This window comes from Ferrovibrio sp. (assembly GCF_029255545.1).
GTDB lineage: Bacteria > Pseudomonadota > Alphaproteobacteria > Ferrovibrionales > Ferrovibrionaceae > Ferrovibrio.
Genome location: NZ_JANLJJ010000020.1, coordinates 1 through 22,443 on the forward strand (window position 1 = coordinate 1; position 22,443 = coordinate 22,443).

Sequence of the window (22,443 nt, forward strand, 5' to 3'; positions counted from 1 at the left end):
AGATTGTGGCCTCGGCCAGCCGGGTCGACATACAGCCGCTTCATTTCGCAGATACCGCCGCCCAGATCGCGCAGACCAACCACGCCGCGCGCTACCCCATCCACCTTACCCAGCAGCAGCGCGCCCTTCTGCGCCGGCGCATATTTGCCCGGCATGGCGGCCAGTTCCGCATCGAAATCCTGGAAGCACAGGCTGAAATCCAGCGACTGGGCATAGGCCAGGAACAGCGCCTTGGCGGCGGCAAGGTCGTCAGGCGTGCTGACAGGTTCGATGGTGATGGTCGGTTTCGAGTCGGTCATGGCATCCATCATGCGGCCACTACCTCGGAAAAGAAAAGGGCGCGACGCTTAACAGGGGTAAAGCGCCGCGCCCGGCCGGGTTTGGGCACCGGCCACCGGCGGCCATCGGGGCGGCCGCCGAGATTCGAATCCTAGAGCATCACACCGTGATGCTGCCCTCCAGGTATGGCACGCAGCTGCCAGCCATGCGCACACGCTCGCCCTCGTCGCGGCAATACAATACGCCGCCACGTGCCGAGGCCTGGTAGGCCGTGATCTCGCTTTTGCCCAGGCGTTTGGACCAGTAGGGCACGATGGAGCAATGCGCCGAGCCGGTGACGGGATCTTCGGGGATACCCTTGGCTGGCGCGAAGAATCTCGACACGCAGTCAATGCCCGGCTTGTCTCCCGGCGCAGTGATAATCACGGCGAATTTGTCAATCTGCATCAGCCCGTTCATGTCGGGCTTCAGGTTCCGCACCGTGGCCGCGTCGTCATAGACGAGGAAATAGTCGCGGCCGGCCAGCACTTCGCTGGGCTGCGCGCCGAGGGCTTCGATCAAACCGGCGCAGGGCTGCGCCAGTTGGGGCATGCGGCTGGGAAAATCCAGCGCCAGCCGGCCGGTTTCACCATCGGGCGTGACGGTCAGGATGCCGCTCTTGGTCGAGAAGTCGATGCGCTTGCGGCCGCCATGCAGCTTGTTGAAGATCACCCAGGCACTGGCCAGCGTGGCATGGCCGCACAGATCAACTTCCACCTCCGGCGTGAACCAGCGCAGGCCAAAACCGTCGTCCTCCGGCACGAAGAAAGCCGTCTCGGCCAGATTGTTCTCGGCCGCGATGGCCTGCATCACCGGCTCGGGCAGCCATGTTTCCAGCGGCACGATAGCGGCGGGATTGCCCTTGAATACCTGCTCGGCAAAGGCATCGACCTGGTAGATCGGCAGTTTCATGTCGTCTCCGTCACAGGAATAGTAGCAGCGCCGACAACACGGTCAGCCCCGCCATCACAAGATTGAAGGTCAGCCGCTGCCGGGCATTGTGCAGGAAGCGGCCGATGCCGACCCCAAACAGCGCCCAGAGCGAAACGCAGGGCAGATTGATCAGCGTGAAGATCACGGCGATCAGGCCCAGTTCGACGGCATAATCGCCGCCCGGCGTGGTGAAAGCGGCAATCGCGCCAATCGCCATCATCCAGGCTTTGGGATTCACATACTGGAACAGTGCCGCCTCGTGGAACCGCATCGGCCGCCCCTTCATCGCATCCTCGATGGCGCCGGCACGCGCCAGCTGCCAGGCCAGCCACAGCAGGTAGGCCGCACCGAGCAGCTTCAGCCCCTGATGCAGCAAGGGGCTGGCGAGGATGACGGCGCCCACGCCCAGCCCGCTGACGACGATCAGCGACAGGAAACCGGCGCTGATGCCCAGCATGTGGGGCAACGTGCGGCGAAAGCCGAAATTGGCGCCCGATGCGGTGAGCAGGATGTTGTTCGGCCCGGGCGTGATCGAGGTGACCATGGCAAACAACGCCAGCGGCAGCAGTAGGAAACCGGACAGGCCGGCAAGGTCATTCATGTTGCCTCCCTTGCCAGTTCGGCGACGGCAAAACGATGGGCACGGCTGGAAGCGTCGGTCATTGGCTGAGTTTTGCTGGCATGGCCGGCGTCGCAGGCGGGTGTGAGAGACATCGCGCGACGCCGGCAGCCGGGGGGCTTAACGGTTCAGCCCTGGCGCAGCCAGACCGACTTGTGGGTGACGGCCTCGACATCGGCGCGGGACAGGCCGACATCCTTCAGAATATCGTCGGGCAAAGCGGCCAGATGCGCCCGCTCCCGGGCCCGGCGCTGCCAGTCGAGCAGCATCAGCACGGCGGCCATCGCGCCCTGGGCGCTGACAGCGACCACGCGGTCGATTACCCGGCCGATCGTGCTGCCCGCGCGTTCGACCGGGCCGCTACCGTAGGGCCGGTCGATTGTATCGATACAATTTGTCATGGCACCCCTCCATTTCCGGGTGACTTGTGTGAATTGAACCCGATCAATTCGGGCAATTCAGATACAATATTGACTCTTTGATTGCGTCAATGCGAATATTGTCACCATGACAATGTGGATACCAAAACTCGATCTCTTCCCCGGCCCGCGTTACCAGGCGCTGGCTGCCGCCATCGAAACCGCCGTGCAGACCGGCGAATTGCCGCCCGGCGCGAAACTGCCGCCGCAGCGCAATCTCGCCTGGAAGCTCGGCGTCACTGTCGGCACGGTCAGCCGCGGCTACATGCTGGCCGAGCAGAAGGGTTTGCTGTCGGGCGAGGTCGGGCGCGGCACCTTCGTGAAGACCGGTGCGAACGGGACTTTCTCGAACGACAGCAGCCACGCGATCAGCCTCGACGAGAGCGAGATTCCGCGGCTGGCGACGCCGGGCGTGATCGAATTGTCGCGCAACGAACCGACGCTGCCCGATTACGACGAGATCCTGCGCCGGTCGCTGCAGAAACTGGCGCAGCGGCGTGGGCTGCAGAACCTGCTCGGCTACAGCCAGACCCTGGGCGATCCGGCGCATCGCGTGGCCGCCGCGCAGTGGATCGCGCGGACCGGCCTGGACGTCGCGCCCGAGCAGATCATCGCCACCGCCGGCGCGCAGCAGGCGCTGGCCGTGGTGATCACCGCGATGACCATGCCGAACGAGACCATGCTGGTCGAATCGCTCACCTATGGCGGCGTGCATGAGAATGCGCAGCAGCGGCCGGTGAAGCTGGAAGCCGTGGCGATGGACGACGAGGGCATGCGCCCCGACGCTTTGGCCGAGGCCGCCAGGCGCACCGGCAGCCGCCTGGTGCTGATCCAGCCGACGATTCACAATCCCACCACGGTGATGATGGGCGAGGAGCGCCGCGCCGAGATCGTGGCGGTGGCGCGCAAATACGACCTGACCATCATCGAGGACGACGTCTACGGCTTCCTGGTGCGTGAGCGGCCGACGCCGCTGGCCGTGCTGGCGCCGGAGCGCACCATCAACATCACCAGCGCCTCGAAATGCATGGCGCCGGGCCTGCGCGTGGGCTGGATCGCCGCGCCGCTGGCGCTGATCGAGCGGTTCGCCGACGCGCTGCATGCCTATGCCGTGAACAATCCGCGGCTGAACCAGGAGATCGTGCGGCAGTGGATCGAGGACGGCACGGCGGCCAGCCTGGTCGAGCGGCTGCGCGAGGAATCGGAAATCCGCAACGCCATCGCGACCGGGATCTTCGAGGGCCTGACGCTGAAGACGCATCCGGCCAGCCTGCATTGCTACCTGGAACTGCCGGAGCCATGGCGGCCGAACGACTTCACCAACCAGGCGCTGGGCCAGGGCGTGCGCATCGCCAGCTGCACGTCGTTTGTGCCCGACAACCGGCCGAATCCGCCGCCCTGGGTGCGCATCTCGCTGGCGCCGTCGCCGGACCGCGCGGAAGTGGCCGAAGGCCTGCGCCGCCTGCGCGTGCTGCTGGAGCGCGGCCCGGAAGCGCGCCGCGCTGTCGTATAGGGCGCGGTGGTTTAACGCTTCACCGTATGGGCGTGGTTGAGCGGGCCGTGGCCCTGGCCGAAGCCCGGCGCGGTTTCGATCGCCCGGCGCACATAGGCGCGCGCCTGCGCTACCGCCTCGCGCAGCGATAATCCGAAGGCCAGCCCGGTGGCGATGGCTGAAGCCAGCGTGCAGCCGGTGCCATGGGTCGAGCTGGTATGCAGCTTGGACGAGGTGAAGCTTTCGCTGCCTGCCGCATCACATAACAGATCGACGAGCTGCTCGCCCGACAGATGGCCACCTTTCAGCAGCACGGCCTGCGGACCGAATTTCAGCAAAGCCTGCGCCGCCGCCGGCATGGCCGCCGCATCGGGAATGCTGAGCCCGCAGAGCGCCTCGGCCTCGGGCAGGTTGGGCGTGATCAGCGTGGCGCGTGGAATCAGGATCTCGCGCAACGCGGCTTCGGCCTGTGGCTGCAACAGCCGGGCGCCGCCCTTGGCCACCATCACCGGATCGACCACCAGCGGCACGTCGGGCGCGTATTGCGTCAGCGCATCGGCGACCACTTCGATGATATCGGCGCGATGCAGCATGCCGGTCTTGATCGCATCCGCCCCGATGTCCTGCAGCACGACGCGCAATTGAAGCGCGATGAATTCGGCCGGCACCTCATGGATCGCATGCACCGTGACGGTGTCCTGCGCGGTGAGCGCGGTGATCGCGGTGGCGGCGTAACCGCCCAAAGCCGTGACCGTCTTGATATCGGCCTGGATGCCGGCGCCGCCGCCGGAATCCGAGCCGGCGATGATCAGGACGCGGCCACGGTGTTTCGCCGCCGCGCCCGCCGAAGCGCTCATGCCGCCGCCTGCTCCAGCGCGGTGACGATATCGGCCACCACGGTTTCCACCAGCGTCTGGTCCTCGCCTTCCGCCATCACGCGGATCAGCGGCTCGGTGCCGCTGGGCCGGATCACCACGCGGCCCTGCTTGCCCAGCCGCTTCTCGGCCGTATCGATGGCCAACTGCACGGCGGGCAGCTCAAGCGGCTTGCCGCCGGCATGGCGCACGTTGCGCAGCAATTGCGGATAGGGCGCGAAGCGCTGGCAGAATTCGCTGGCCTTCTTGCCGGATTCGCACAACGCGGCCAGCACCTGCAGGCCGGCCACCAGGCCGTCGCCGGTGGTGGCGAAGTCGGAGAGGATGATATGGCCCGACTGCTCGCCGCCGAGGTTGAAGCCCTGCTCGCGCATCGCTTCCAGCACGTAGCGGTCGCCCACCTTGGTGCGCAGCAATTCGATCCCTAAGCCGTTGACGAAACGCTCCAGCCCCAGATTCGACATCACGGTGGCGACCAGGGTCTTGCCGGCCAGCCGGCCCTGGCCCTGCCAGCTTTCGGCGATCACCGCCATGAGCTGGTCGCCGTCGATCACGCTGCCGCGTTCATCCACCATCACCAGGCGGTCGGCATCGCCATCCAGCGCGATGCCGATATCGGCGCCATGGGCGACCACGGCTTCCTGCAGGGCCTTGGGCTGGGTCGAGCCGCAATCCTTGTTGATGTTGAAACCATCGGGCTTGACGCCGATGGAGATCACCTCGGCCTCCAGCTCCCACAACACGGCCGGCGCCACCTTGTAGGCGGCGCCATTGGCGCAATCGACCACGATCTTGAGGCCGGAGAGTTTCTGCCCCTTGGGCAGGGTGGACTTGGCGAATTCGATATAGCGGCCATCGGCGTCGTCCAGCCGCTTGGCGCGGCCGAGCTTGGCGGCCTCGGCCGGGCGAGGCTGCGTCTCGCCCAGGATCATCGCCTCGATCTCGCGCTCGGCGGCATCCGACAGCTTGTAGCCATCGGGGCCGAACAGCTTGATGCCGTTATCGTGGAAGGGATTGTGCGAGGCCGAGATCATCACGCCGAGATCGCAGCGCAGGGCGCGGGTCAGCATGGCCACCGCCGGCGTGGGCATCGGGCCGACCAGGAACACGTCCATGCCGACGGCGGTGAAACCCGCCACCAGGGCGGGTTCAAGCATGTAGCCCGACAGCCGGGTATCCTTGCCGATCACCACGCGATGGCGATGGCTGCCATTGGTGAAATAGGCGCCGGCGGCCATGCCGACGCGCAGCGCCGTGGCGGGCGTCATCGGTTCGGTATTGGCGAGGCCACGGATGCCGTCGGTGCCGAAGAATTTACGGGGCATGCGAATCGTTCCCGGTAAGCTGAAGCAGCAAGCTGTATTGGTGGCGGACTATGCCACAGGAGCGTTAAAAAAGTCAGGCCTGACGCGGGTTTTCCCCATCACCAGACGTTACGAGCCGTTACAGGCGCAACCGCTATGCCGCGCCAGATTTTCAGGGCCTGCACGGTCTCGGCCACGTCATGCACGCGCAGGATATCGGCCCCCTGCGCGACCGCCCAGAGCCCGGCGGCCAGCGAACCGGGCAGGCGGCGGGCAGCATCCCCCTCGCCGCTCACCGCGCCGATGAAGCTCTTGCGCGACACGCCGACCAGCAGGGCGCAGCCCAGGTGGCGGAATGTCGCCGTGGCGCGCAGCAGGCTGAGGTTATGGGCCGGCGTTTTCCCGAAGCCGATGCCGGGATCGAGGATGATCCTGCCGCGCGGAATGCCGGCGGCCTCGCAGGCGGCGATGCGGTGCTTCAGGTAATCGAACACCTCGGCCACCACGTCCACGTAATGCGGCGCCTGCTGCATGCTGCCCGGTTCGCCCTGCATATGCATCAGCACCACGGGCAGGCCGGTTTCGGCGGCGGCGGCCAGGCTGCCCTCGCCTTCCAGGGCCGAAATGTCGTTGATCAGCGCGGCCCCGGCTTTCGCGGCCGCCCGCATGGTGGCGGCATGGCGCGTATCCACCGAGAGCGGAATTTTCAGGTCTTTCAGGCCCTCGATCACCGGCAGCAGGCGGGCGATTTCCTGCTCTGGCGAAACCGGCGCCGCGCCGGGCCGGGTGGATTCCGCGCCCAGGTCGATGATGTCGGCGCCCTGCTCCACCATCTGCCGGGCGCGGGCGATGGCCGCCGGAACATCGCCCTTCAGGCCGTCGCCCGAGAAACTGTCGTCGGTGACATTGACGATGCCCATGACCCAGCACCCCTTTTCCGGGGGCCGCGACCAGTCGAAGCCCGGCAGGGCAGCCGGCGGGGGGGCTGACGGGGGAAGGCTCATGCGGATCGGGGCCGGTTCATCTGGTTCGGTTCAGACCGTTCAGGTTCGTTTGGGTTCGTTCAGGTTCGTTTTGAACCACTCAGGTTTGTTTGGGAACCGTTCGGGTTCGTTTGGGTTCGTTTGAGTTCGCCCAGGTTCGCGTTAACCAGTTTTGCTACCCTGGGTGTGTATTCCGGATTTTTGCTGGACATAATGTTCCTATCATGTTCTCATCAAAAAAGCAAGATTGGATTGCCGCGCCGTGAAAGCCCCGGTGTTTTCCAATTTTTGGAATTTCTGCTAGGCTGGCCATGCTCGTGATCGGGACCAGCCTGGCCGAGGCCTATTTCGCCACCCATGCGGGCCATAAAGGCATCCGAGCCGCGCGGGCGCAATACGATGCCTGGCTGGCCATCGTGCGGCGGGCGAACTGGGCGACGCCCGAGGATGTGAAACAGGCGCATCCCAAGGCCAGCATCCTGAAAGGCGGGCGCGTGGTGTTCAATATCAAGGGCAACGATTACCGGCTGGTGGCCGTGGTGGAATACAGGGCGGGCGTGCTGGCGATCCGCTTCTTCGGCAGCCATGCGGAGTATGATGCCATCGACGCCCAGACTATCTGATGACGGCAGGACGGAGCGGATGACATGAAGGCGACCCTGATCGTGATCGAGAACGATGCCGATCTGGCCGAGGCGCAGGCGATGGTGGCAGCCCTGATGCAGCAGACGAATCCCGACGCCGCGGCGCTGGCGCGGCTGCGCGCCCAGGCCGAGCTGATCGCGGCCTATGAGCGGCGGCGCTGGCCGCCGCGCAGCGCCCGGCCGGCCGACATCCTCCGCTACCTGATGGACCAGCATGGACTGGAGCGCGCCGATCTGGTGCCCCTGCTCGGCACGCCCAGCCGGGTCAGCGAGGTGCTGAACGGCAAGAAGCAGCTCAGCATGGCGATGATCCAGCGCCTGCGCGCCCGCTTTGGCATTCCGGCCGACCTGCTGCTGCCGCCGGCAACCGAACCCTCGCAGGCCGCCTGACCTATCCCCCACTCCACCCGAAGGAGCCGCACCCTATGACCTCTGCCATGAGCCTCGATTTCCTGATCATCGCCCTGATCGTGGTGGCCACGCCGGGCACCGGCGTGCTCTACACCCTGGCCGCCGGGCTTTCGCGCGGCGCGAAGGCCAGCGCGGTGGCCGCCTTTGGCTGCACGCTGGGGATCGTGCCGCATATGCTGGCCGCCATCACCGGCCTGGCCGCCCTGCTGCATGCCAGCGCCCTGGCCTTCGACATCATCCGCTATGCCGGCGTGGCCTATCTGCTGTGGATGGCGTGGCAGACCTGGCGCGACCGCGGCGCGCTCTCGCTGGGCAATGCGGCGAATGGCGCGGGTGCGGGCAAAACGGCGCGGCAGGTGCCCCATAGCAAGACAATTGTCGAAGCCATCCTGCTCAACCTGCTCAACCCAAAACTCTCGATCTTTTTCTTCGCCTTCCTGCCGCAATTCGTGCGCGCCGACGCAGACGACGCCCTGGCGCAGATGCTGGCTTTGAGCGCCGTGTTCATGGCGCTCACCTTCGGCGTGTTTGTGCTCTACGGATTCTTTGCGGCCGCCGTGCGCGACCACGTGCTCAGCCGCCCGGCCATCCTGCTCTGGCTGCGCCGCACCTTTGCGGCGGCGTTTGTGGCTTTGGGGGCGAAGCTGGCGCTGGCGGAGCGATAAAGCCATGAGGCCAAACTGGCTCAAACCGGCCCTGGGCTATATTCCGCAATGGATGGACTTCCAGATGGAAGCATGGCAGCGGCCCGGCTGCGTGGTTGCCATCGCACAGAATGGCAAGATCATATTCGATCAGGCCTTCGGTGTTGCCAGCCTGAAGACACAGGCAAAACTCACCCCGCGCCACCTCTTCCGCGTCGCTTCGCATTCCAAGAGTTTTACCGCTGCCGGGATTTTGAAGCTGCGCGAGCAAGGCCAGCTGAAGCTTGACGATGCCGTCGGGCAATATCTACCCGGCAAACTTGATCGCAGCACGGCCCGCGTCACCCTGCAGCAACTTTTATCGCATAGCGCCGGCCTGCGGCGCGATAGCAAGAACAGCGGCTACTTTGCCGACACCCGGCCATTTCCAAAGGCAGTTGAGGTTCTAAAAGATCTGCAGGATGGGCCGACCATCACACAAAATACACGATTCAAGTATTCCAACCTGGGCTATGCCCTGCTCGGCATGGTGATCGAACACATTACCGGTCAGTCTTATGCCGACTGGATGGCGAGAGAAATCCTCAGACCTCTAGGCCTCAGTGAAACTACGACAGACATGCCGCTGCTGCGCGGCATGGCGGCAAAGCCTGGACTGATGCACGGCCACAGCGGTCGGCTTCTGCTCGGTCGCCGCGTAATCATTCCGTGCGACCAGCCGTTGCACGCATTGGCGCCGGTAGGCGGGTTTGTCAGCACCGCACACGACCTTGCACTGTTTTTCAACCAACTCTCGCCACAGGCCAACAAGAGCATTCTGTCGGCAGAAAGTCGGCGTGAAATGACGCGTAAGCAATGGAGCATACCGCATGCCAGCATGGGCGGTGACTATGGCCTCGGCGTGATGGTCGGCCGCAGCAATGGCTGGGATTGGTTCGGCCATACCGGCGGCCTGCAGGGTTTCATCTCGCGCTGCATTACTATTCCAGGCCAGGGCCTGAGCATCGCCGTGCTGACCAATTCTATTGACGGCATGGCCGGCGGCTGGGTGGATGGTATCCTCCATATCCTGCAGACCTTCGCTCAGCGCGGCGCTCCGGTGAAACGCCATACCGACTGGAGCGGCCGCTGGTGGGGATTGTGGGGTGCCTGTGACCTGGTAGCGATGGGGAACCGCGTCCTGATGGCCGGCCCCGGTATGCTGGCACCCTTCCAGGATGCCGCTGAGATCGAGGTGACTGGTCGCAATACGGGCCGCATCGTACTTGCAAACGGCTATGGCAGCCACGGTGAAGAGGTCTGGCTGAAACGCAATTCAAAAGGTCACGTGACGGAGTTCTGGAATATGGAACGACGCCAGAAAGTAGCGGCTCAGCTGGTTCGGCGCTATGAGAAGAAGAAACGAACAAGTCAAAAAAAGTGACCATGAAAATCGGCATTATCGAATGCGGGCCGGTCCCCGCAGCGTTACGGAACACCTACATCAGCTATCCCGCGATGTTCAGCGCGCAGCTTGCGCCCCTGCTGCCCTTAGCCACCTTCGAGACCGTTTCAGTCGTGCATGGCGAGGCGCTGCCCGGGCCGGAGGCGCGCGATGCCTGGCTGCTGACCGGGTCGCGCCATGGCGTCTACGACGACCTGCCGTGGATTGAGCCGCTGAAAACTTTCATCCGAGCAGTAGCGGCACAGCGGCGCCCCATGGTGGGCGTGTGTTTCGGCCACCAGATCATCGCCGAGGCGCTGGGCGGCCGGGTGCAGAAGGCCGAAATCGGCTGGCGCGTGGGCCTGGAGACCTATGCGACCCGTTTCAACGGCGCGGCGCAGAGCGTGGCGATGCCGGCCTTTCATCAGGACCAGATCGTTGTGCAGCCGCCCGGCACGGAGATCGTGGCGCAGAGCGACGCCTGCCCCTATGCGGGCTTAAGCTACACCGACGCGCCGATTTTATCCGTGCAGTTCCATCCGGAATTCAACCGGCCCTATCTGGCCGACCTGATCGCCTGCCTGTCGAAACAGGGTGCCGAGCCGGGCCTGCCGCCGCAGGCCGAGACCGGCGATGTAGCGGACGATACCGGCATGCGCTGGATCGCCGACTTCCTAGCGGGGCGGTAAGCAAACAGGCATCACGCAACCGTCATGGCCGGGCTTGTCCCGGCCATCCACGTCTTTGTTTCGTGCCAGACAGAAAAAGTCGTGGATGCCCGGCACAAGGCCGGGCATGACGAATAGTACTTAAGCTGTTGTTGCCTCCAGTCACGCCAGCAGCAATTCCATGCCCGGATCGCCCTTGTCCATCGCGCGGCGATAGGCCGGGCGGGCGCCGATGCGCGCCAGATACGCGCGGATATTGGGATAGGGCGACAGATCGTAGGGCAGGTAGCGGCGCATGGTGGTGAGGCAGAAGACATTCATGATGTCGGCCGCCGTGAAATCCTGCCCGGCGAGCCAGGACGCCTCGCCCAGCCGCGAGTCCATCATGCCCAGGCAGAGCGCCATGCGCTGCCGCCCGGTCAGCACCGCCGGGTGATCGGCCGGTGGATTGAGCCGGCCCGAGATCAGCACGCGCATCAATGCGGGCTGCAGCGTGCCATTGGCGAAATGGAACCAGTAGAGATAGGCCGCGAAGTCGGGATGGTCCTTCGCCAGGGCCAAGCGACCGTCGCCGTATATCGCGATGATGTACTCCACCACCGCGCCGGATTCGGCCAGCACGAGATCACCATCCGTGATCACCGGTGCCGAACCGATGGGATGCAGCGCCTTGTACTCGGCCGGCGCCATCACGGGCGCGCGGTCGTAGCGCTTCAGCTCATAGGGAATGCCCAGCTCCTCGCAAAGCCAGACGATGCGCTCGGACTGCGACTTGCCGAGATGATGAACGGTGAGCATGCGGACTCCCTATGCGAATGGCGCGGGAGCGTAGCATGAAAGGCCCTCGCCCGGGGCTGACGATCTTTACCGATGCGGCCGTCTACACGGCGCGGCGCCCTGCCACCCGCAGCGAGGTCCAGCCGAGCGTCATGCCGGCAGCGCCGAACAGGATCGTGGCCATGCCGGCAAGCTGCACCGCGCCGAATTCCCGCCCGAACCAGACGATATCCACGGCCAGGGCCACGAGCGGATAGAGGAAGGATAACGCGCCGGCGACCGGCGTCGGCAGGCGCTGGAGCGCGCCGTAGAGCAGGATGTACATCGCCCCGGTATGCACCAGGCCCAGCGTGAGCAGGATGCTCCAGCTTTGATTCCCCGTCGGCAGCGCCGACAAAGCGCCGAACGGCGCCAGCATGACGATGCCGACGGCCACATGGATCAACGCGATCAGATGCGGCTTCACGCCCCTGAGCGCCTTGGCCGCCAGCGCCGCCAGGGCGTAGAAGAAAGCCGCGCCCAGGGCCAGCGCGATGCCCACGAGGTAGTCGCCGCCCGGCGCGGCGGAGCCCGGCCTGCCCTGCAGGACCAGCAGCACGCCGCCGAAGGCGATGCCGAGCCAGGCGAGCCTGGCCGCCGTCAGCCGTTCGCCCAGGAAGACCACGCCGAGGCCGACCAGCATGAAGGGCTGGGTGTTGTAGACCGCCGTGGCAACCGAAATCGAGGCATGGCCGTAAGCGGCGAACAGCAGCAGCCAGTTCAGCACGATGGCCACGCCGCCCAGGACCGCGATGACGAGCTGGCGGCGGGTGAGCATGCCGGGCCGGAACAGCCCCATCGCCGCGCAGACGGCCAGCAGGGCGACGAACCCGAAGACGCAGCGCCAGAACACCACATGCAGCACCGGCAGGCCCGAGCCCACGACGAAACCGCCGATGGTGCCCGAGATCAGCATAGCGCCGGTCATTTCCAGTATGCCGCGGGTCCTGTCCTGCATCCCAATCTCCATCCGGGCCGAACGCATCCGGGCCGGAGAATGGCAGGCATGAGCCGGAAATGGCATAAGACACCGTAGACAGAATGCCAATCTGTCCTAATAGATAAAGGTGGAACGGGCCAAAATCTTAAGAAAGGAAAAAGCATGCTGGACACCATCGACCGCCGCATCGTCAGCGCGCTGGCGCGGAATGCGCGCATGAGTCTGAAGGAGCTGGCGGCGGCGGTTGGCCTGTCTTCGCCCAGCGCGGCCGAGCGGCTGAAGCGGCTGGAGGAGCGCGGCGTGATCCGCGGCTTCACCATCGATGTCGACCCCACCGCGCTGGGTTATCCGCTGCAGGCCATGGTCCGCATCCGCCCCCTGCCCGGCAAGCTGCAGCGCGTGCAGGAGCTGCTGGCGCAGATTCCGGAGATCGTCGAATGCGACAAGGTGACCGGCGATGACTGCTTCATCGCCCGCATGGTGGTGCGCAACATCGACGCGCTCGACACGCTGCTGGACCGCATCAGCGACAAGGCCGAGACGAATACCGCCATCGTGAAGGCGCATACCGTGCCGCGCCGCCTGCCGCCGCTCGGGCCAGCCTGAGAAGAACCGGCCTGAGAAACGAAAACGCCCGCCATGACTGCCGGTATTTTTGAAGGGGCCCGGGGCCGGTCGCGCTTTGCGCTAAATTATATGTAAGGCGGCAAAGCCGCCGGGCCCGGGGTGACGATGGGATGTATGCTTACGCGCCGGGGACCGGTTCCAGGCCCGAGGGGCCGGGCTTGCCGCCACGCGAGGAGGTCGGCACGGCGGAGCGCGGGCCGGTATCGCCCGAAGGCGACGACGGCTTGTCGTCGGGGCGGATGATCGCCTCGCCGCGCAGCAGCGCCTTCACCTCGTCGCCCGAGAGCGTCTCGTATTCGAGCAGGGCCTGGGCCAGCGTGTCGAGGTCCGCGCGGTGCTCGGTGAGGATGCGGCGGGCGGCGCCTTCGGCCTCGTCGATGATGCGGCGGATTTCCTCGTCGATCAGTTTGGCGGTGGCATCCGACACGTTTTTCCGCTGCGTGACGGAATGGCCGAGGAACACCTCTTCCTCGTTATCCGAGTAACGCAGGCGGCCGAGCTTGTCGGACATGCCCCATTCGGTGACCATGCGGCGGGCCAGGCCGGTGGCCTGCTGGATGTCGTTGGAGGCGCCGGTGGTGATGTTTTCCTTGCCGAAGATGATCTCCTCGGCGATGCGGCCGCCGAAGGTCATGGCCAGGCGCGATTCGATCTCGAGCTGCGACATCGAGAGGCGGTCCTTCTCGGGCAGTGACATGGTAACGCCCAGGGCGCGGCCGCGCGGGATGATGGTGACCTTGTGCAGCGGATCGCATTTCGGCATGAACAGCGACACTAGGGCGTGGCCGGCCTCGTGATAGGCGGTGAGGCGCTTTTCCTCCTCGCCCATCACCATCGAGCGGCGCTCGGCGCCCATCATCACCTTGTCCTTGGCATGCTCGAAATCGGCCATGGTAACGACGCGGCGGTTGCGCCGCGCGGCGAGCAGGGCCGCCTCGTTGACCAGGTTGGCCAGGTCGGCACCGGAGAAGCCGGGCGTGCCGCGGGCGATGATCTTGGGCTCCACGTCGGGCGCCAGCGGCACCTTGCGCATATGCACGCGCAGGATCTGCTCGCGGCCGACGATGTCGGGATTGGGCACCACGATCTGGCGGTCGAAGCGGCCGGGACGCAGCAGGGCCGGATCGAGCACGTCGGGGCGGTTGGTGGCGGCGATCAGGATGACGCCCTCGGTGGCCTCGAAGCCGTCCATCTCGACCAGCAGCTGGTTCAGCGTCTGCTCGCGCTCGTCGTTGCCGCCGCCCAGGCCGGCGCCGCGATGGCGGCCGACCGCGTCGATCTCGTCGATGAAGATGATGCAGGGCGCGTTCTTCTTGGCCTGCTCGAACATGTCGCGCACGCGGGACGCGCCGACGCCGACGAACATCTCGACGAAGTCGGAGCCCGAGATGGTGAAGAACGGCACGTTGGCCTCGCCGGCGATGGCGCGCGCCAGCAGCGTCTTGCCGGTGCCGGGCGGGCCGACCAGCAGGCAGCCCTTGGGGATCTTGCCGCCAAGGCGCTGGAATTTCTGCGGGTCGCGCAGGAATTCGACGATCTCTTCCAGCTCGGACTTGGCTTCCTCGATGCCGGCGACGTCCTCGAAGGTGACGCGGCCATGCTTCTCGGTCAGCAGGCGGGCCTTGGACTTGCCGAAGCCCATCGCCTTGCCGCCGCCGCCTTGCATCTGGCGCATGAAGAAAATCCACACGCCGATCAGCAGCAGCATCGGGAACCAAGAGATGAAGATGCTGAACAGTGGGTTGCCTTCCTCGGGCGGCGTCGCGGTGACGCGCACGCCGCGCTCGGTCAGCCTGGAGACCAGCGTCGGGTCGTTCGGGATATAGGTGGTGAAGGCGCGGCCATCGCGGAAATGGCCGGTGACCGTGTTGTTGCCGGTCTGGATCGCCACGTCGGTGATCTGGCCGTTGGTGACGTCGTTGAGGAAATCGGAATAGGCAATCGACTGGCTGCCGGTGCGCACCGACGGGCCCTGGAACAGGTTGAAGAGTGCCACGACCAGCAGGCCGATGATCACCCAAAGCGCCAGATTACGACCGAACATGTTCACGGAAGCCAAATCCTTTTCACCTGACGGGCCGGCGCAGAATGCCTGCGGCCAGACCGGAAAACCCCTCGCGGAAACCTTAGCCGATTTCCCCGTCACCAAACCATAGATATGACCCCCGCGCCGCTAAACAAGCGGTTACCGGCGACGGAATCCCGTTCACCAGGGCTTTCCGAATGTTACAGCCAGGCCGGGCGGCAGCGCGCCCCAGGCCAGGCCGGGCGCCGCCAGCAGGCGCGCGCCGCGCCACAGGGCCGGCTGGGCCGGCCAGGCGGCCGGCGGAACCGCGGCGGCGACGCCATCGGGACGATGGCGGCCCAGGGGAGCAAGCGTCAGGCCACGCGGAATGCTGTCGGCGGTTGCGACCGCGACGCGGAAGCGGCCGTCCCAGACGACATCAAGGCCGGCCGTCAGTTTCAGCGGCGGCGGCAGGTGGCGCGCCTCGCGGCAGACCAGGATGCGGCCGGTCGTCTTGTCGGGTCGCAGGAGGCAGTTCTGCAGGGTGGCCGGCGCGGGCCTGGTCGCGCGCAGGCCGGCCAGCAGGCGCTGCAGCCGCTCCAGCCGGGCGGGCAGCGGATCGCCGCCGATGCGCTGCAGCAACTGCCCCAGCGCGCGCAGGGCGATCTCGTCATCGGCGGTTTTCAGCAGCGCGCCGTCGAGCCAGGCGATGCCGCCCACGGGCTCAAGCCGCGCCATGCGGCGCAGCAGGTCATCGGCGCCGGCTTCCAGGGCGGCACGGGCGCGGGCCAGGTTGCGCGCGGTCAGCGCCAGATGCGCCACGAGCTCGGCGCGGGCGGCGGCATCCCTGCCGCTCAGATCGTCCAGCGCCTTTCGCACCCGCACGCGGGCAAAGGCCGGATTGGCGTTGCTCGGATCCTCGATCCAGGGCTGGCCGCGTTTTTTCAGGGTCGCGACCAGCCGCGCCTTCGGCATATCGAGCAGCGGCCGCAGCAGGATGAAATCCGCATCCAGCACACGAACCGGCGCCATCGCCGCCAGCCCGTCGACGCCCGAGCCGCGCATCGCCCGCAGCAGCAGGGTCTCGGCCTGGTCCTCGCGATGATGCGCCAACAGCAGGTGGCGGATGCCGTCTTTCGCGCAGGCCGCGCGCAGCAGGCCGTAGCGCGCCTCGCGGGCGGCTTCCTGGCGGTTGGCGGTTGGCTTGGCGCCGCGCCAGGTCAGGATGCGGCAGGGAATCCGCATGGCTTTGAGCCAGCGCGAGACCTGCCTGGCTTCGGCGGCGGCCTCCCGGCGCAGGCCGTGATCGACGGTGAAGGCGATGACGCGGATGTCCTTCCTAGCCGCCCAGTCGGCTGCCAGCAGCGCCAGCGCCATGCTGTCGGCGCCGCCCGACACGGCGACGGCGATGCTCTGCGCGCCAGGCGGCAGCAAAGGCCCGAGCAGACGGCCGAAAGCGGCTGTGCTCAGGGCCTGCATGATGAATACAGGCTTACCTGCAGCCGATCTTACCGCGTTCGCGGGTGGCGGCGTCCTTCACATGCTGCGGCGCGTTAGGGAAATCCTTGGCCAGCTGGCCAAGCGCCGCGCAGGCTTCCGGATTCTTCTTCATCGCCGCCAGCGACATGCCGAGCTTCAGCAGGCTGTCGGGCGCCTTGGCGCTTTTGCCATAACCCTGGTAGCCCTGCAGGAAGGCCTGGGCGGCCGGCTCATACTGCTGGCGCACGTAATAGGTCTCGCCGAGCCAGTATTGCGCGTTGCCGGCCAGCGGGTCTTTCGGATGCGCGGCGAGGAATTCGCGGAAGGCGGCCTCGGCATCGACATAGTCGCTCTGCACCAGCAGCTTGTAGGCGTAGTTGTAGCGCTCCTGCGGCGAACCGGCCGGCAGCCTGGCCTTGGCGCTGGCAGCGGCCGGCGCAGTGGGCGCGCGGGCGGTCTGCTGGGCTGGCGACTGGGCGGTGGCCGGCGCATTGCCGGGCAGCGGGCGGCCTTGCGCATCGGCCGGCATCGAGCCGAGCACGCCTTCCTTGCTGGGCGCCTGGCCCGGGGTCGACGAGGTCGAGCCGCGCGCCACCTGCCCGCCAGACTGGGGCCCGCCAGACTGGGGCCCGCCAGGCTGGGGACCGGCGGCCGGGGTGGCGGCCGGAGGCCTGACCTGCTCGACGCTGCCGGCCGCCTGGCCGGGCTGCGCACCGGGCTGTGATCCGGCGCGTTCGATCTGGGTCAGGCGGAAATCGACATCCTCGACCAGCTTGTCGATGCGGCGGTTGGCCTGGCTGGAATTGAACTCGACCTGCTCGAAGCGGCCGGTCAGTTCGCGGATCTGGTTTTCCAGCTCGTCGATGCGGCTGTTCAGCCGGTTGGCGATGCTGGAACTGTCGCCGCCATCGGAAAGCGGCACGCTGGACACGGCACCCGAGCCCGAGGGAGCGGAACCACCGCGATAGACCTGGCGCTGCAAGGTGCGCAGGTCGTTTTCCAGCCGGTTGAGGCGGTCGAGCGTCTGGGCGTCCTGGGCGGCGGCCGGCAGGGCGAAGCCGGCAAGCAGAGTCAGGACAGGCAGAAGGCGGATGGCGATGGGCGCGGCCATGGCGGAACCCCGAGGTCAGCGATCACGTGAATAAGACGATCTTATCGCGGTTTACGTCAAAAGCGTGGCGTCCCGCAACTGGCGCCGGCGGCCGGGAAAATGGCGGCCGGCGGCATGTCTGGCGCACAAAAGAAACTCTGGCGCATAAAAAAGAAACACCCGCCCGCCGCTGGCCGGAAGCCAGGGCGAAGCGGGTGTTCCTAGAACCTTCATCCGCAGGCGGCTTGCGCCGCCCGGGCTGAATTAGTTCGACAGGACCGTCACGCCGCGACGGTTCTGGGCCCAGGCGGCCTCGTTCGAACCGAGGGCCACCGGACGCTCCTTGCCGTAGGAGATCGTGGTGACGCGGTTCGCCGGGATGCCCTGGTTAATCAGGTAGGACTTGACGGCGTTGGCGCGGCGCTCGCCGAGCGCAAGGTTGTACTCGCGGGTGCCGCGTTCGTCGCAGTGACCCTCGACCACGATCTTCCACTGGCCATAGCGCTTCAGCCAAGCGGCCTGCTTGTCCAGGGTGGCCTTGCCGGCCGGCTTCACTTCGAACTTGTCATAGTCGAAGAACACGCGGTCACCGACATTGACCTGGAAGTCCTGCACGGTGCCCGGCGAGATGCTGGTGGTCGGAGCGGTCGCTGCGCGGGTCTGACCAGCGCCACCGGCGGTGGAGTCGGTTTTCGGAGCCGTTTCGCAGGCGGCGAGAAGCAGGCCCACAGCGGCGACGGCCACGAACTTGGAGCCGAAGGTGTTGAGGCGCATTTTTTTTATCCCTCCAAGGGTTTCGAGAGTGAGATCAGATACCTGAACGACCAAAGAAAACTTGCGTTTCATCCCGGGGTCGAATCCCGACACCCAAAACAAAGCGTCTGACAAACCACCGGTTTTGCCGGCGCGCGGGCTGCTGGCAGACAATGTTGGGACAGGGTCCTGTTCGGGACAGAGTCCTAATCGTCTTCCCAGCGCAAACGTTGCCGGAACCAATGGCTCAAGCCATTGCGTCAAAATCAACTATATCCACGGGTTTTTCGTGAATCAATAGGCGTAAAGGCTTGTAAAGACTAAACCGGCCCCTGCGGCATTTCTGCAACAGAGGCCAGAAAAGCAGGCTGATTGGTCTCCGAGGCAGCGTAGCGCCCTACCGGATCAGGGTCGACAGCGGCGACCAGGCTGGGTCGGAAGCATCGATCGGAGTGGGAATTTCCCGCTCGTTATACCCGGTCAGGTCGATGGAGATCAAACGAACCCGCTGGCCGCGGCCACGCGCATCGGGCGGATTCTCCCGGTAGAACATCAGCACACGGCCGTTCGGCGCCCAAGTCGGCGCCTCCTGCACCAGCGGCGAAGTGGAGAGAATCCGTTCGCCGCTGCCATCGGGCCGCATCACGCCGATGGAGAACTGCCCGCCGCCTTCCTTGGTGAAGGCGATCAGGTCGCCGCGCGGCGACCAGACCGGCGTGGAATAACGACCCTGGTTGAAGCTGATGCGGCGCTGGTCGGTGCCATCGGCATTCATCGTGTAGATCTGCTTGGCGCCGCCGCGGTCGGAGTTGAAAGTGATGCGGCGACCATCCGGCGAAAACGACGGCGAGGTGTCGATCGCCGGATCGGCGGTGAGACGCGAACGCTGTCGCGTGCGCAGATCCATCATGTAGACATCGGAATTGCCGTCGACCGCCAGCGACATGATCACGCGGTTGCCATCGGGCGAGAAGCGCGGCGCGAAGGTCATGCCGGGGAAATCGCCGACCAGTTCCTGCTGCCCGGTGTCGATGTTGAACAGATAGACGCGCGGCTTGTCGTTGAAATAGCTGAGATAGGTGATTTCCTGCTGGCTCGGGCTGAAGCGCGGCGTCAGCACGAGATAGCGGCCATCGGTGAGGAAGCGATGGTTCTCGCCATCCTGATCCATGATCGCGAGCCGCTTGACGCGGCGGTCGGCCGGGCCGCTTTCGGCGACATAGACGATGCGGGTATCGAAATAACCATCCTCGCCGGTGACGCGCTTGTAGATCGCGTCGGCGATCAGGTGCGCCAGGCGGCGCCAGTTGTCCGGCGTGGTGAACAGCGCCAGGCCGGTCATCTGCTGCTCGGCGGCAACGTCCCAGAGGCGGAATTCGCCACGCAGGCGGCCATCGGCCTGCATCTCGATGCGGCCGTTGACCAGCGCATCGACGTTGATCACGCGCCAGTCCTGGAAGCGCGGTTGCACCCGCATCGCGGCCGGCGTCTGCAGATGGGCGCGCGGATCGGCCGGCTTGAACAGGCCGGAGCGTTCGAGGTCGGCGCGCACGACGCGGGCGACATCGGCGCCCAGCTTGAGTGCCTGCGGATTATCGCCATCGAGGTCGGAGATCGCGATCGGCACCGGCTTTACGTTTGCGCGCGTCACGTCGATCTCGACTGCGGCCTGCAGCGGCAATGCGACAGTCAGCATTGCCAGCATCGCGAGCAGGCCTGCGACCGGAAGGATCGGCTTCCGCTTCATCATGGTCTCCGTCATCTGTTCAGCCACCCAGCATCTGTCTCGGATCGAAATTCAGGATGATTTCCTGGCCCCATTTGTCCTTGTCGCCCGGCGGCAGCTGGAACGGTGCCGCCTTGAGCACGGCGCGGCGCGCCGATTCGGCGGCCGAGCGATAGCTTTCCTGGCCCGGCAGATACATGCGGGCGGTATCGACGATTTCCGGCTGATTGCGCAGCGAGCCATCGGGATTGAGGCTGAAGCGGACGCGCACGATCAGGTTCGAGGCATCCTTGGCGCCGATATCGAACTGCCATTTGTCCTCGACCTGCTTGCGGATGAAATCCTTCTCGCTCATTGAGATCGGCAGGTTGGGATTGGACGGCCCCTCGGCGCGCGGCGCGGCGGCCGGCGGCGTGCGCGAGGCGGTCTGCGGCGCCTGCTGCGGCTGCGCGGCCGGCGGTGCCTTCATCTTGTTCACCAGGGCGGCAACGTCGGTGAAGCTGGGCGCCTTGGATTTCTCTTCCGTGCGCTGGGCCGGCTTGGGCGGCGCCGGCTTGGATTGCGGCTTCGGCTTCTCGGCCACCTTCGGCGGCTCGGGGGTTTCGACGACTTCCCTGGGCTTGGGCACCGGCTTGGGCGACGGCTCGGGCTCAGGCATCGGCGCGGGCTTGGGCGCCTCAGCCTGCTTGGGCGGCTCCGGCGTGGGCGGCGGCGGCGGCGGCGGCGGGGCCACGGCCTGCGGTTGCGGCTTGGGCGGTTCGGGTTTGGGTTCGACCTTCTGCTCGGGGACAGGCTCGTCCTTCGGCTCGGCCTTGCTCTCGATCGCCTTGGGCTGCGGCTTGGGCACGTTGGTCTTGTCGGCGATCGGCGCGAATTCAGCCAGGATCACCGGCGGCTCCAGCTCGCGCTGGGGCTCCCAGTAGGGCAGGCCGAAAATCGCCACCGCCATCAGGCCGGCATGCAGACTGGCCGAAAATATGTACGAGGAGCGTTGCACGCGTCTAACTCAACCTCTGCCCTGTCTGTCTCTACTCTGTCTGTCCGGTCAGCGGCCCGTGCCGCCGCCCGGCGCCAGTTTCCCAATCAACGCCGCGGCGCCGCGGCGGCGGGGGGATTGCCAACCAGCGCCACCTTGGTGAACCCGCCGGCATTGATCAGACCCATCACCTCCAGCACCTTGCCGTAATTGATCGCCTGGTCGCCGCGCACGAAAATGCGGCGGTCGGGCGCGCCGCCGGCAACCGCCTGCAGACGCGGCACCAGCTGGTCTAGCTCGACGACCGTTTCCTGAAGGTAAATGACGCCCTTGGAATCGATCGTCACGCTCAACGGCTCGTCCTGGCCCTGGATGGCCGCCGCCTGGGTCTTGGGCAGGTCAACCTGCACGCCGACGGTGAGCAGCGGCGCGGCCACCATGAACACGATCAGCAGCACCAGCATGACGTCGACCAGCGGCGTCACGTTGATGTCGGACATCGGCCGGCGCCTCATCCGGCCGCCGCGGGTGGACCCGCCGCCCATCTGCATGGCCATGTCAGGCCGCCTCTTCTTCGTCGAGCTGGCGCGACATCAGCGCCGAGAACTCGCCGGCGAACCCCTCCAGCCGCACATTGAGCCGGCCGAGGTCGTTGGAGAACTTGTTGTAGGCCATCACCGCCGGGATCGCCGCCAGCAGGCCGAGCGCCGTGGCGAACAGCGCCTCGGCGATGCCTGGCGCCACCACGGCCAGCGAGGTGTTCTTCGACGAGGCGATGGCGTGGAAGGAATTCATGATGCCCCAGACCGTGCCGAACAGGCCGACGAAGGGCGACACCGAACCCACGGAAGCCAGGAAGCCGAGATACCGCTCCAGGCGCTCCATCTCGCGGTCGATGGAGACGCGCATGACCTGGCCGATGCGGACCTGCAGCGACCCCAGGCCATGCTTGCCGCGCACCAGGCCGCGCTCGGTGGAGCGGCGCCATTCGCGCATGGCGGCGACGAACAGCACCGCCATCGGATGCTGCGGGCCGGCGATCGAGAGCCGGTCGTAGAGGGCATCCAGCGAGCCGCCCGACCAGAAGTCGTTCTCGAACTTGTCGGTATCCGAGATCACCTTCCGGATCTTGATCAGCTTGTCGAAGATGATCGCCCATGACCAGAACGAGGCCAGGACCAGCATGAGCATGACGGCCTTGACGATCCAGTCGGCCTGCAGAAAAAGCGCCCAGAGCGAGAGGTCGGTGGCTGCGGCCGAGCCCCCGAGCGGCATGGCGCTGACGGTCCTGTCCATAA

23 protein-coding genes and 1 pseudogene are annotated in these 22,443 nt (G+C 66.1%); 7 read left to right on the forward strand and 17 right to left on the reverse strand.

The window, feature by feature from the left end:
• From Q1J79_RS03015 to Q1J79_RS03030, 4 genes and pseudogenes are all read right to left on the reverse strand, one after another.
• Window positions 1–299, reverse strand: a pseudogene (locus tag Q1J79_RS03015) (hypothetical protein); the annotation flags it as partial.
• A gap of 139 nt (window positions 300–438) precedes the next feature.
• Entirely contained in the window at window positions 439–1,230 is a 792-nt protein-coding gene (locus Q1J79_RS03020; RefSeq protein WP_300296328.1) for a PhzF family phenazine biosynthesis protein, read from the reverse strand.
• A gap of 10 nt (window positions 1,231–1,240) precedes the next feature.
• The gene (locus Q1J79_RS03025) at window positions 1,241–1,852 is read right to left on the reverse strand and encodes a LysE family translocator (RefSeq protein WP_300296329.1); all 612 of its coding nucleotides are present in this window, start codon (window positions 1,850–1,852) and stop codon (window positions 1,241–1,243) included.
• A 146-nt stretch (window positions 1,853–1,998) separates the two neighbouring features.
• Window positions 1,999–2,271, reverse strand: a complete 273-nt coding sequence (locus Q1J79_RS03030) for a DUF1127 domain-containing protein (protein WP_300296330.1) — start codon at window positions 2,269–2,271, stop codon at window positions 1,999–2,001.
• A 106-nt stretch (window positions 2,272–2,377) separates the two neighbouring features.
• Here Q1J79_RS03030 and Q1J79_RS03035 point away from each other — a divergent pair, with 106 nt between their 5' ends.
• A complete protein-coding gene (locus Q1J79_RS03035) occupies window positions 2,378–3,802 on the forward strand; it encodes a PLP-dependent aminotransferase family protein (protein WP_300296332.1) in 1,425 nt (474 codons plus the stop codon).
• Between the two features lie 11 nt (window positions 3,803–3,813).
• On the opposite strand, the gene thiD is transcribed toward Q1J79_RS03035, so the two are convergent.
• The 3 genes from thiD to folP form a co-directional block, all read right to left on the reverse strand.
• The gene (gene thiD / locus Q1J79_RS03040; protein WP_300296334.1) at window positions 3,814–4,638 is read right to left on the reverse strand and encodes a bifunctional hydroxymethylpyrimidine kinase/phosphomethylpyrimidine kinase; all 825 of its coding nucleotides are present in this window, start codon (window positions 4,636–4,638) and stop codon (window positions 3,814–3,816) included.
• A complete protein-coding gene (gene glmM / locus Q1J79_RS03045) occupies window positions 4,635–5,981 on the reverse strand; it encodes a phosphoglucosamine mutase (RefSeq protein WP_300296336.1) in 1,347 nt (448 codons plus the stop codon). Before glmM ends, thiD begins: the two co-directional genes overlap by 4 nt.
• A gap of 98 nt (window positions 5,982–6,079) precedes the next feature.
• Window positions 6,080–6,880, reverse strand: a complete 801-nt coding sequence (gene folP, locus Q1J79_RS03050; protein ID WP_300296338.1) for a dihydropteroate synthase — start codon at window positions 6,878–6,880, stop codon at window positions 6,080–6,082.
• 374 nt (window positions 6,881–7,254) lie between these two features.
• Between folP and Q1J79_RS03055 the strand changes: the two genes are divergently transcribed.
• Genes Q1J79_RS03055 through Q1J79_RS03075 form a run of 5 tightly spaced genes read left to right on the forward strand, consistent with a single transcriptional unit; the run spans window position 7,255 to window position 10,754 of the window.
• Window positions 7,255–7,566, forward strand: coding sequence for a type II toxin-antitoxin system HigB family toxin (locus Q1J79_RS03055; RefSeq protein ID WP_300296339.1), 312 nt, complete (start codon window positions 7,255–7,257; stop codon window positions 7,564–7,566).
• Between the two features lie 24 nt (window positions 7,567–7,590).
• A complete protein-coding gene (locus tag Q1J79_RS03060; protein ID WP_300296341.1) occupies window positions 7,591–7,977 on the forward strand; it encodes a hypothetical protein in 387 nt (128 codons plus the stop codon).
• 35 nt (window positions 7,978–8,012) lie between these two features.
• Window positions 8,013–8,663, forward strand: coding sequence for a LysE family translocator (locus tag Q1J79_RS03065; protein WP_300296343.1), 651 nt, complete (start codon window positions 8,013–8,015; stop codon window positions 8,661–8,663).
• 4 nt (window positions 8,664–8,667) lie between these two features.
• Window positions 8,668–10,065 carry a serine hydrolase gene (locus Q1J79_RS03070; protein ID WP_300296345.1) on the forward strand — a complete coding sequence of 466 codons (1,398 nt, stop codon included), beginning with the start codon at window positions 8,668–8,670 and terminating at the stop codon, window positions 10,063–10,065.
• A 2-nt stretch (window positions 10,066–10,067) separates the two neighbouring features.
• Entirely contained in the window at window positions 10,068–10,754 is a 687-nt protein-coding gene (locus tag Q1J79_RS03075) for a type 1 glutamine amidotransferase (RefSeq protein WP_300296346.1), read from the forward strand.
• 141 nt (window positions 10,755–10,895) lie between these two features.
• On the opposite strand, the gene Q1J79_RS03080 is transcribed toward Q1J79_RS03075, so the two are convergent.
• Window positions 10,896–11,531, reverse strand: a complete 636-nt coding sequence (locus Q1J79_RS03080; protein WP_300296348.1) for a glutathione S-transferase family protein — start codon at window positions 11,529–11,531, stop codon at window positions 10,896–10,898.
• Window positions 11,532–11,613: 82 nt separating this feature from the next.
• On the reverse strand, window positions 11,614–12,507 hold the full coding sequence (locus tag Q1J79_RS03085; protein ID WP_300296350.1) for a DMT family transporter: 894 nt from the start codon (window positions 12,505–12,507) through the stop codon (window positions 11,614–11,616).
• A 144-nt stretch (window positions 12,508–12,651) separates the two neighbouring features.
• Between Q1J79_RS03085 and Q1J79_RS03090 the strand changes: the two genes are divergently transcribed.
• On the forward strand, window positions 12,652–13,095 hold the full coding sequence (locus Q1J79_RS03090; protein WP_300296351.1) for an Lrp/AsnC family transcriptional regulator: 444 nt from the start codon (window positions 12,652–12,654) through the stop codon (window positions 13,093–13,095).
• A 139-nt stretch (window positions 13,096–13,234) separates the two neighbouring features.
• Here the strand turns inward: Q1J79_RS03090 and ftsH are convergent, their stop codons facing one another.
• The 8 genes from ftsH to tolQ form a co-directional block, all read right to left on the reverse strand.
• Window positions 13,235–15,166: an ATP-dependent zinc metalloprotease FtsH gene (gene ftsH, locus Q1J79_RS03095; protein WP_300296353.1), complete on the reverse strand. Its 1,932-nt coding sequence runs from the start codon at window positions 15,164–15,166 to the stop codon at window positions 13,235–13,237.
• Between the two features lie 156 nt (window positions 15,167–15,322).
• A complete protein-coding gene (gene tilS, locus Q1J79_RS03100) occupies window positions 15,323–16,600 on the reverse strand; it encodes a tRNA lysidine(34) synthetase TilS (protein WP_300296354.1) in 1,278 nt (425 codons plus the stop codon).
• Between the two features lie 13 nt (window positions 16,601–16,613).
• Window positions 16,614–17,711: a tol-pal system protein YbgF gene (gene ybgF, locus Q1J79_RS03105; protein ID WP_300296355.1), complete on the reverse strand. Its 1,098-nt coding sequence runs from the start codon at window positions 17,709–17,711 to the stop codon at window positions 16,614–16,616.
• Window positions 17,712–17,954: 243 nt separating this feature from the next.
• Window positions 17,955–18,464 carry a peptidoglycan-associated lipoprotein Pal gene (pal, locus tag Q1J79_RS03110; RefSeq protein WP_300296520.1) on the reverse strand — a complete coding sequence of 170 codons (510 nt, stop codon included), beginning with the start codon at window positions 18,462–18,464 and terminating at the stop codon, window positions 17,955–17,957.
• A gap of 376 nt (window positions 18,465–18,840) precedes the next feature.
• Window positions 18,841–20,148 carry a Tol-Pal system beta propeller repeat protein TolB gene (gene tolB / locus Q1J79_RS03115; RefSeq protein WP_300296523.1) on the reverse strand — a complete coding sequence of 436 codons (1,308 nt, stop codon included), beginning with the start codon at window positions 20,146–20,148 and terminating at the stop codon, window positions 18,841–18,843.
• A gap of 61 nt (window positions 20,149–20,209) precedes the next feature.
• Window positions 20,210–21,166, reverse strand: a complete 957-nt coding sequence (locus Q1J79_RS03120) for a hypothetical protein (protein ID WP_300296357.1) — start codon at window positions 21,164–21,166, stop codon at window positions 20,210–20,212.
• Window positions 21,167–21,252: 86 nt separating this feature from the next.
• Entirely contained in the window at window positions 21,253–21,645 is a 393-nt protein-coding gene (tolR, locus tag Q1J79_RS03125; protein WP_367182954.1) for a protein TolR, read from the reverse strand.
• A gap of 58 nt (window positions 21,646–21,703) precedes the next feature.
• Window positions 21,704–22,441 carry a protein TolQ gene (tolQ, locus tag Q1J79_RS03130; RefSeq protein ID WP_300296361.1) on the reverse strand — a complete coding sequence of 246 codons (738 nt, stop codon included), beginning with the start codon at window positions 22,439–22,441 and terminating at the stop codon, window positions 21,704–21,706.
• Window positions 22,442–22,443: the final 2 nt, after the last annotated feature.

Coding starts and splice junctions, on each gene's coding strand:
- tilS (WP_300296354.1), bottom strand. CDS start 16,600: ATGCAGGCCCTGAGCACAGCCGCTTTCGGCCGTCTGCTCGGGCCTTTG.
- tolR (WP_367182954.1), bottom strand. CDS start 21,645: ATGTCCGACATCAACGTGACGCCGCTGGTCGACGTCATGCTGGTGCTG.
- Q1J79_RS03020 (WP_300296328.1), bottom strand. CDS start 1,230: ATGAAACTGCCGATCTACCAGGTCGATGCCTTTGCCGAGCAGGTATTC.
- Q1J79_RS03085 (WP_300296350.1), bottom strand. CDS start 12,507: ATGCAGGACAGGACCCGCGGCATACTGGAAATGACCGGCGCTATGCTG.
- tolQ (WP_300296361.1), bottom strand. CDS start 22,441: ATGGACAGGACCGTCAGCGCCATGCCGCTCGGGGGCTCGGCCGCAGCC.
- Q1J79_RS03075 (WP_300296346.1), top strand. CDS start 10,068: ATGAAAATCGGCATTATCGAATGCGGGCCGGTCCCCGCAGCGTTACGG.
- glmM (WP_300296336.1), bottom strand. CDS start 5,981: ATGCCCCGTAAATTCTTCGGCACCGACGGCATCCGTGGCCTCGCCAAT.
- Q1J79_RS03070 (WP_300296345.1), top strand. CDS start 8,668: ATGAGGCCAAACTGGCTCAAACCGGCCCTGGGCTATATTCCGCAATGG.
- Q1J79_RS03065 (WP_300296343.1), top strand. CDS start 8,013: ATGACCTCTGCCATGAGCCTCGATTTCCTGATCATCGCCCTGATCGTG.
- Q1J79_RS03025 (WP_300296329.1), bottom strand. CDS start 1,852: ATGAATGACCTTGCCGGCCTGTCCGGTTTCCTACTGCTGCCGCTGGCG.
- folP (WP_300296338.1), bottom strand. CDS start 6,880: ATGGGCATCGTCAATGTCACCGACGACAGTTTCTCGGGCGACGGCCTG.
- Q1J79_RS03055 (WP_300296339.1), top strand. CDS start 7,255: ATGCTCGTGATCGGGACCAGCCTGGCCGAGGCCTATTTCGCCACCCAT.
- thiD (WP_300296334.1), bottom strand. CDS start 4,638: ATGAGCGCTTCGGCGGGCGCGGCGGCGAAACACCGTGGCCGCGTCCTG.
- Q1J79_RS03060 (WP_300296341.1), top strand. CDS start 7,591: ATGAAGGCGACCCTGATCGTGATCGAGAACGATGCCGATCTGGCCGAG.
- Q1J79_RS03090 (WP_300296351.1), top strand. CDS start 12,652: ATGCTGGACACCATCGACCGCCGCATCGTCAGCGCGCTGGCGCGGAAT.
- ybgF (WP_300296355.1), bottom strand. CDS start 17,711: ATGGCCGCGCCCATCGCCATCCGCCTTCTGCCTGTCCTGACTCTGCTT.
- Q1J79_RS03035 (WP_300296332.1), top strand. CDS start 2,378: ATGACAATGTGGATACCAAAACTCGATCTCTTCCCCGGCCCGCGTTAC.
- tolB (WP_300296523.1), bottom strand. CDS start 20,148: ATGCTGGCAATGCTGACTGTCGCATTGCCGCTGCAGGCCGCAGTCGAG.
- Q1J79_RS03080 (WP_300296348.1), bottom strand. CDS start 11,531: ATGCTCACCGTTCATCATCTCGGCAAGTCGCAGTCCGAGCGCATCGTC.
- pal (WP_300296520.1), bottom strand. CDS start 18,464: ATGCGCCTCAACACCTTCGGCTCCAAGTTCGTGGCCGTCGCCGCTGTG.
- Q1J79_RS03030 (WP_300296330.1), bottom strand. CDS start 2,271: ATGACAAATTGTATCGATACAATCGACCGGCCCTACGGTAGCGGCCCG.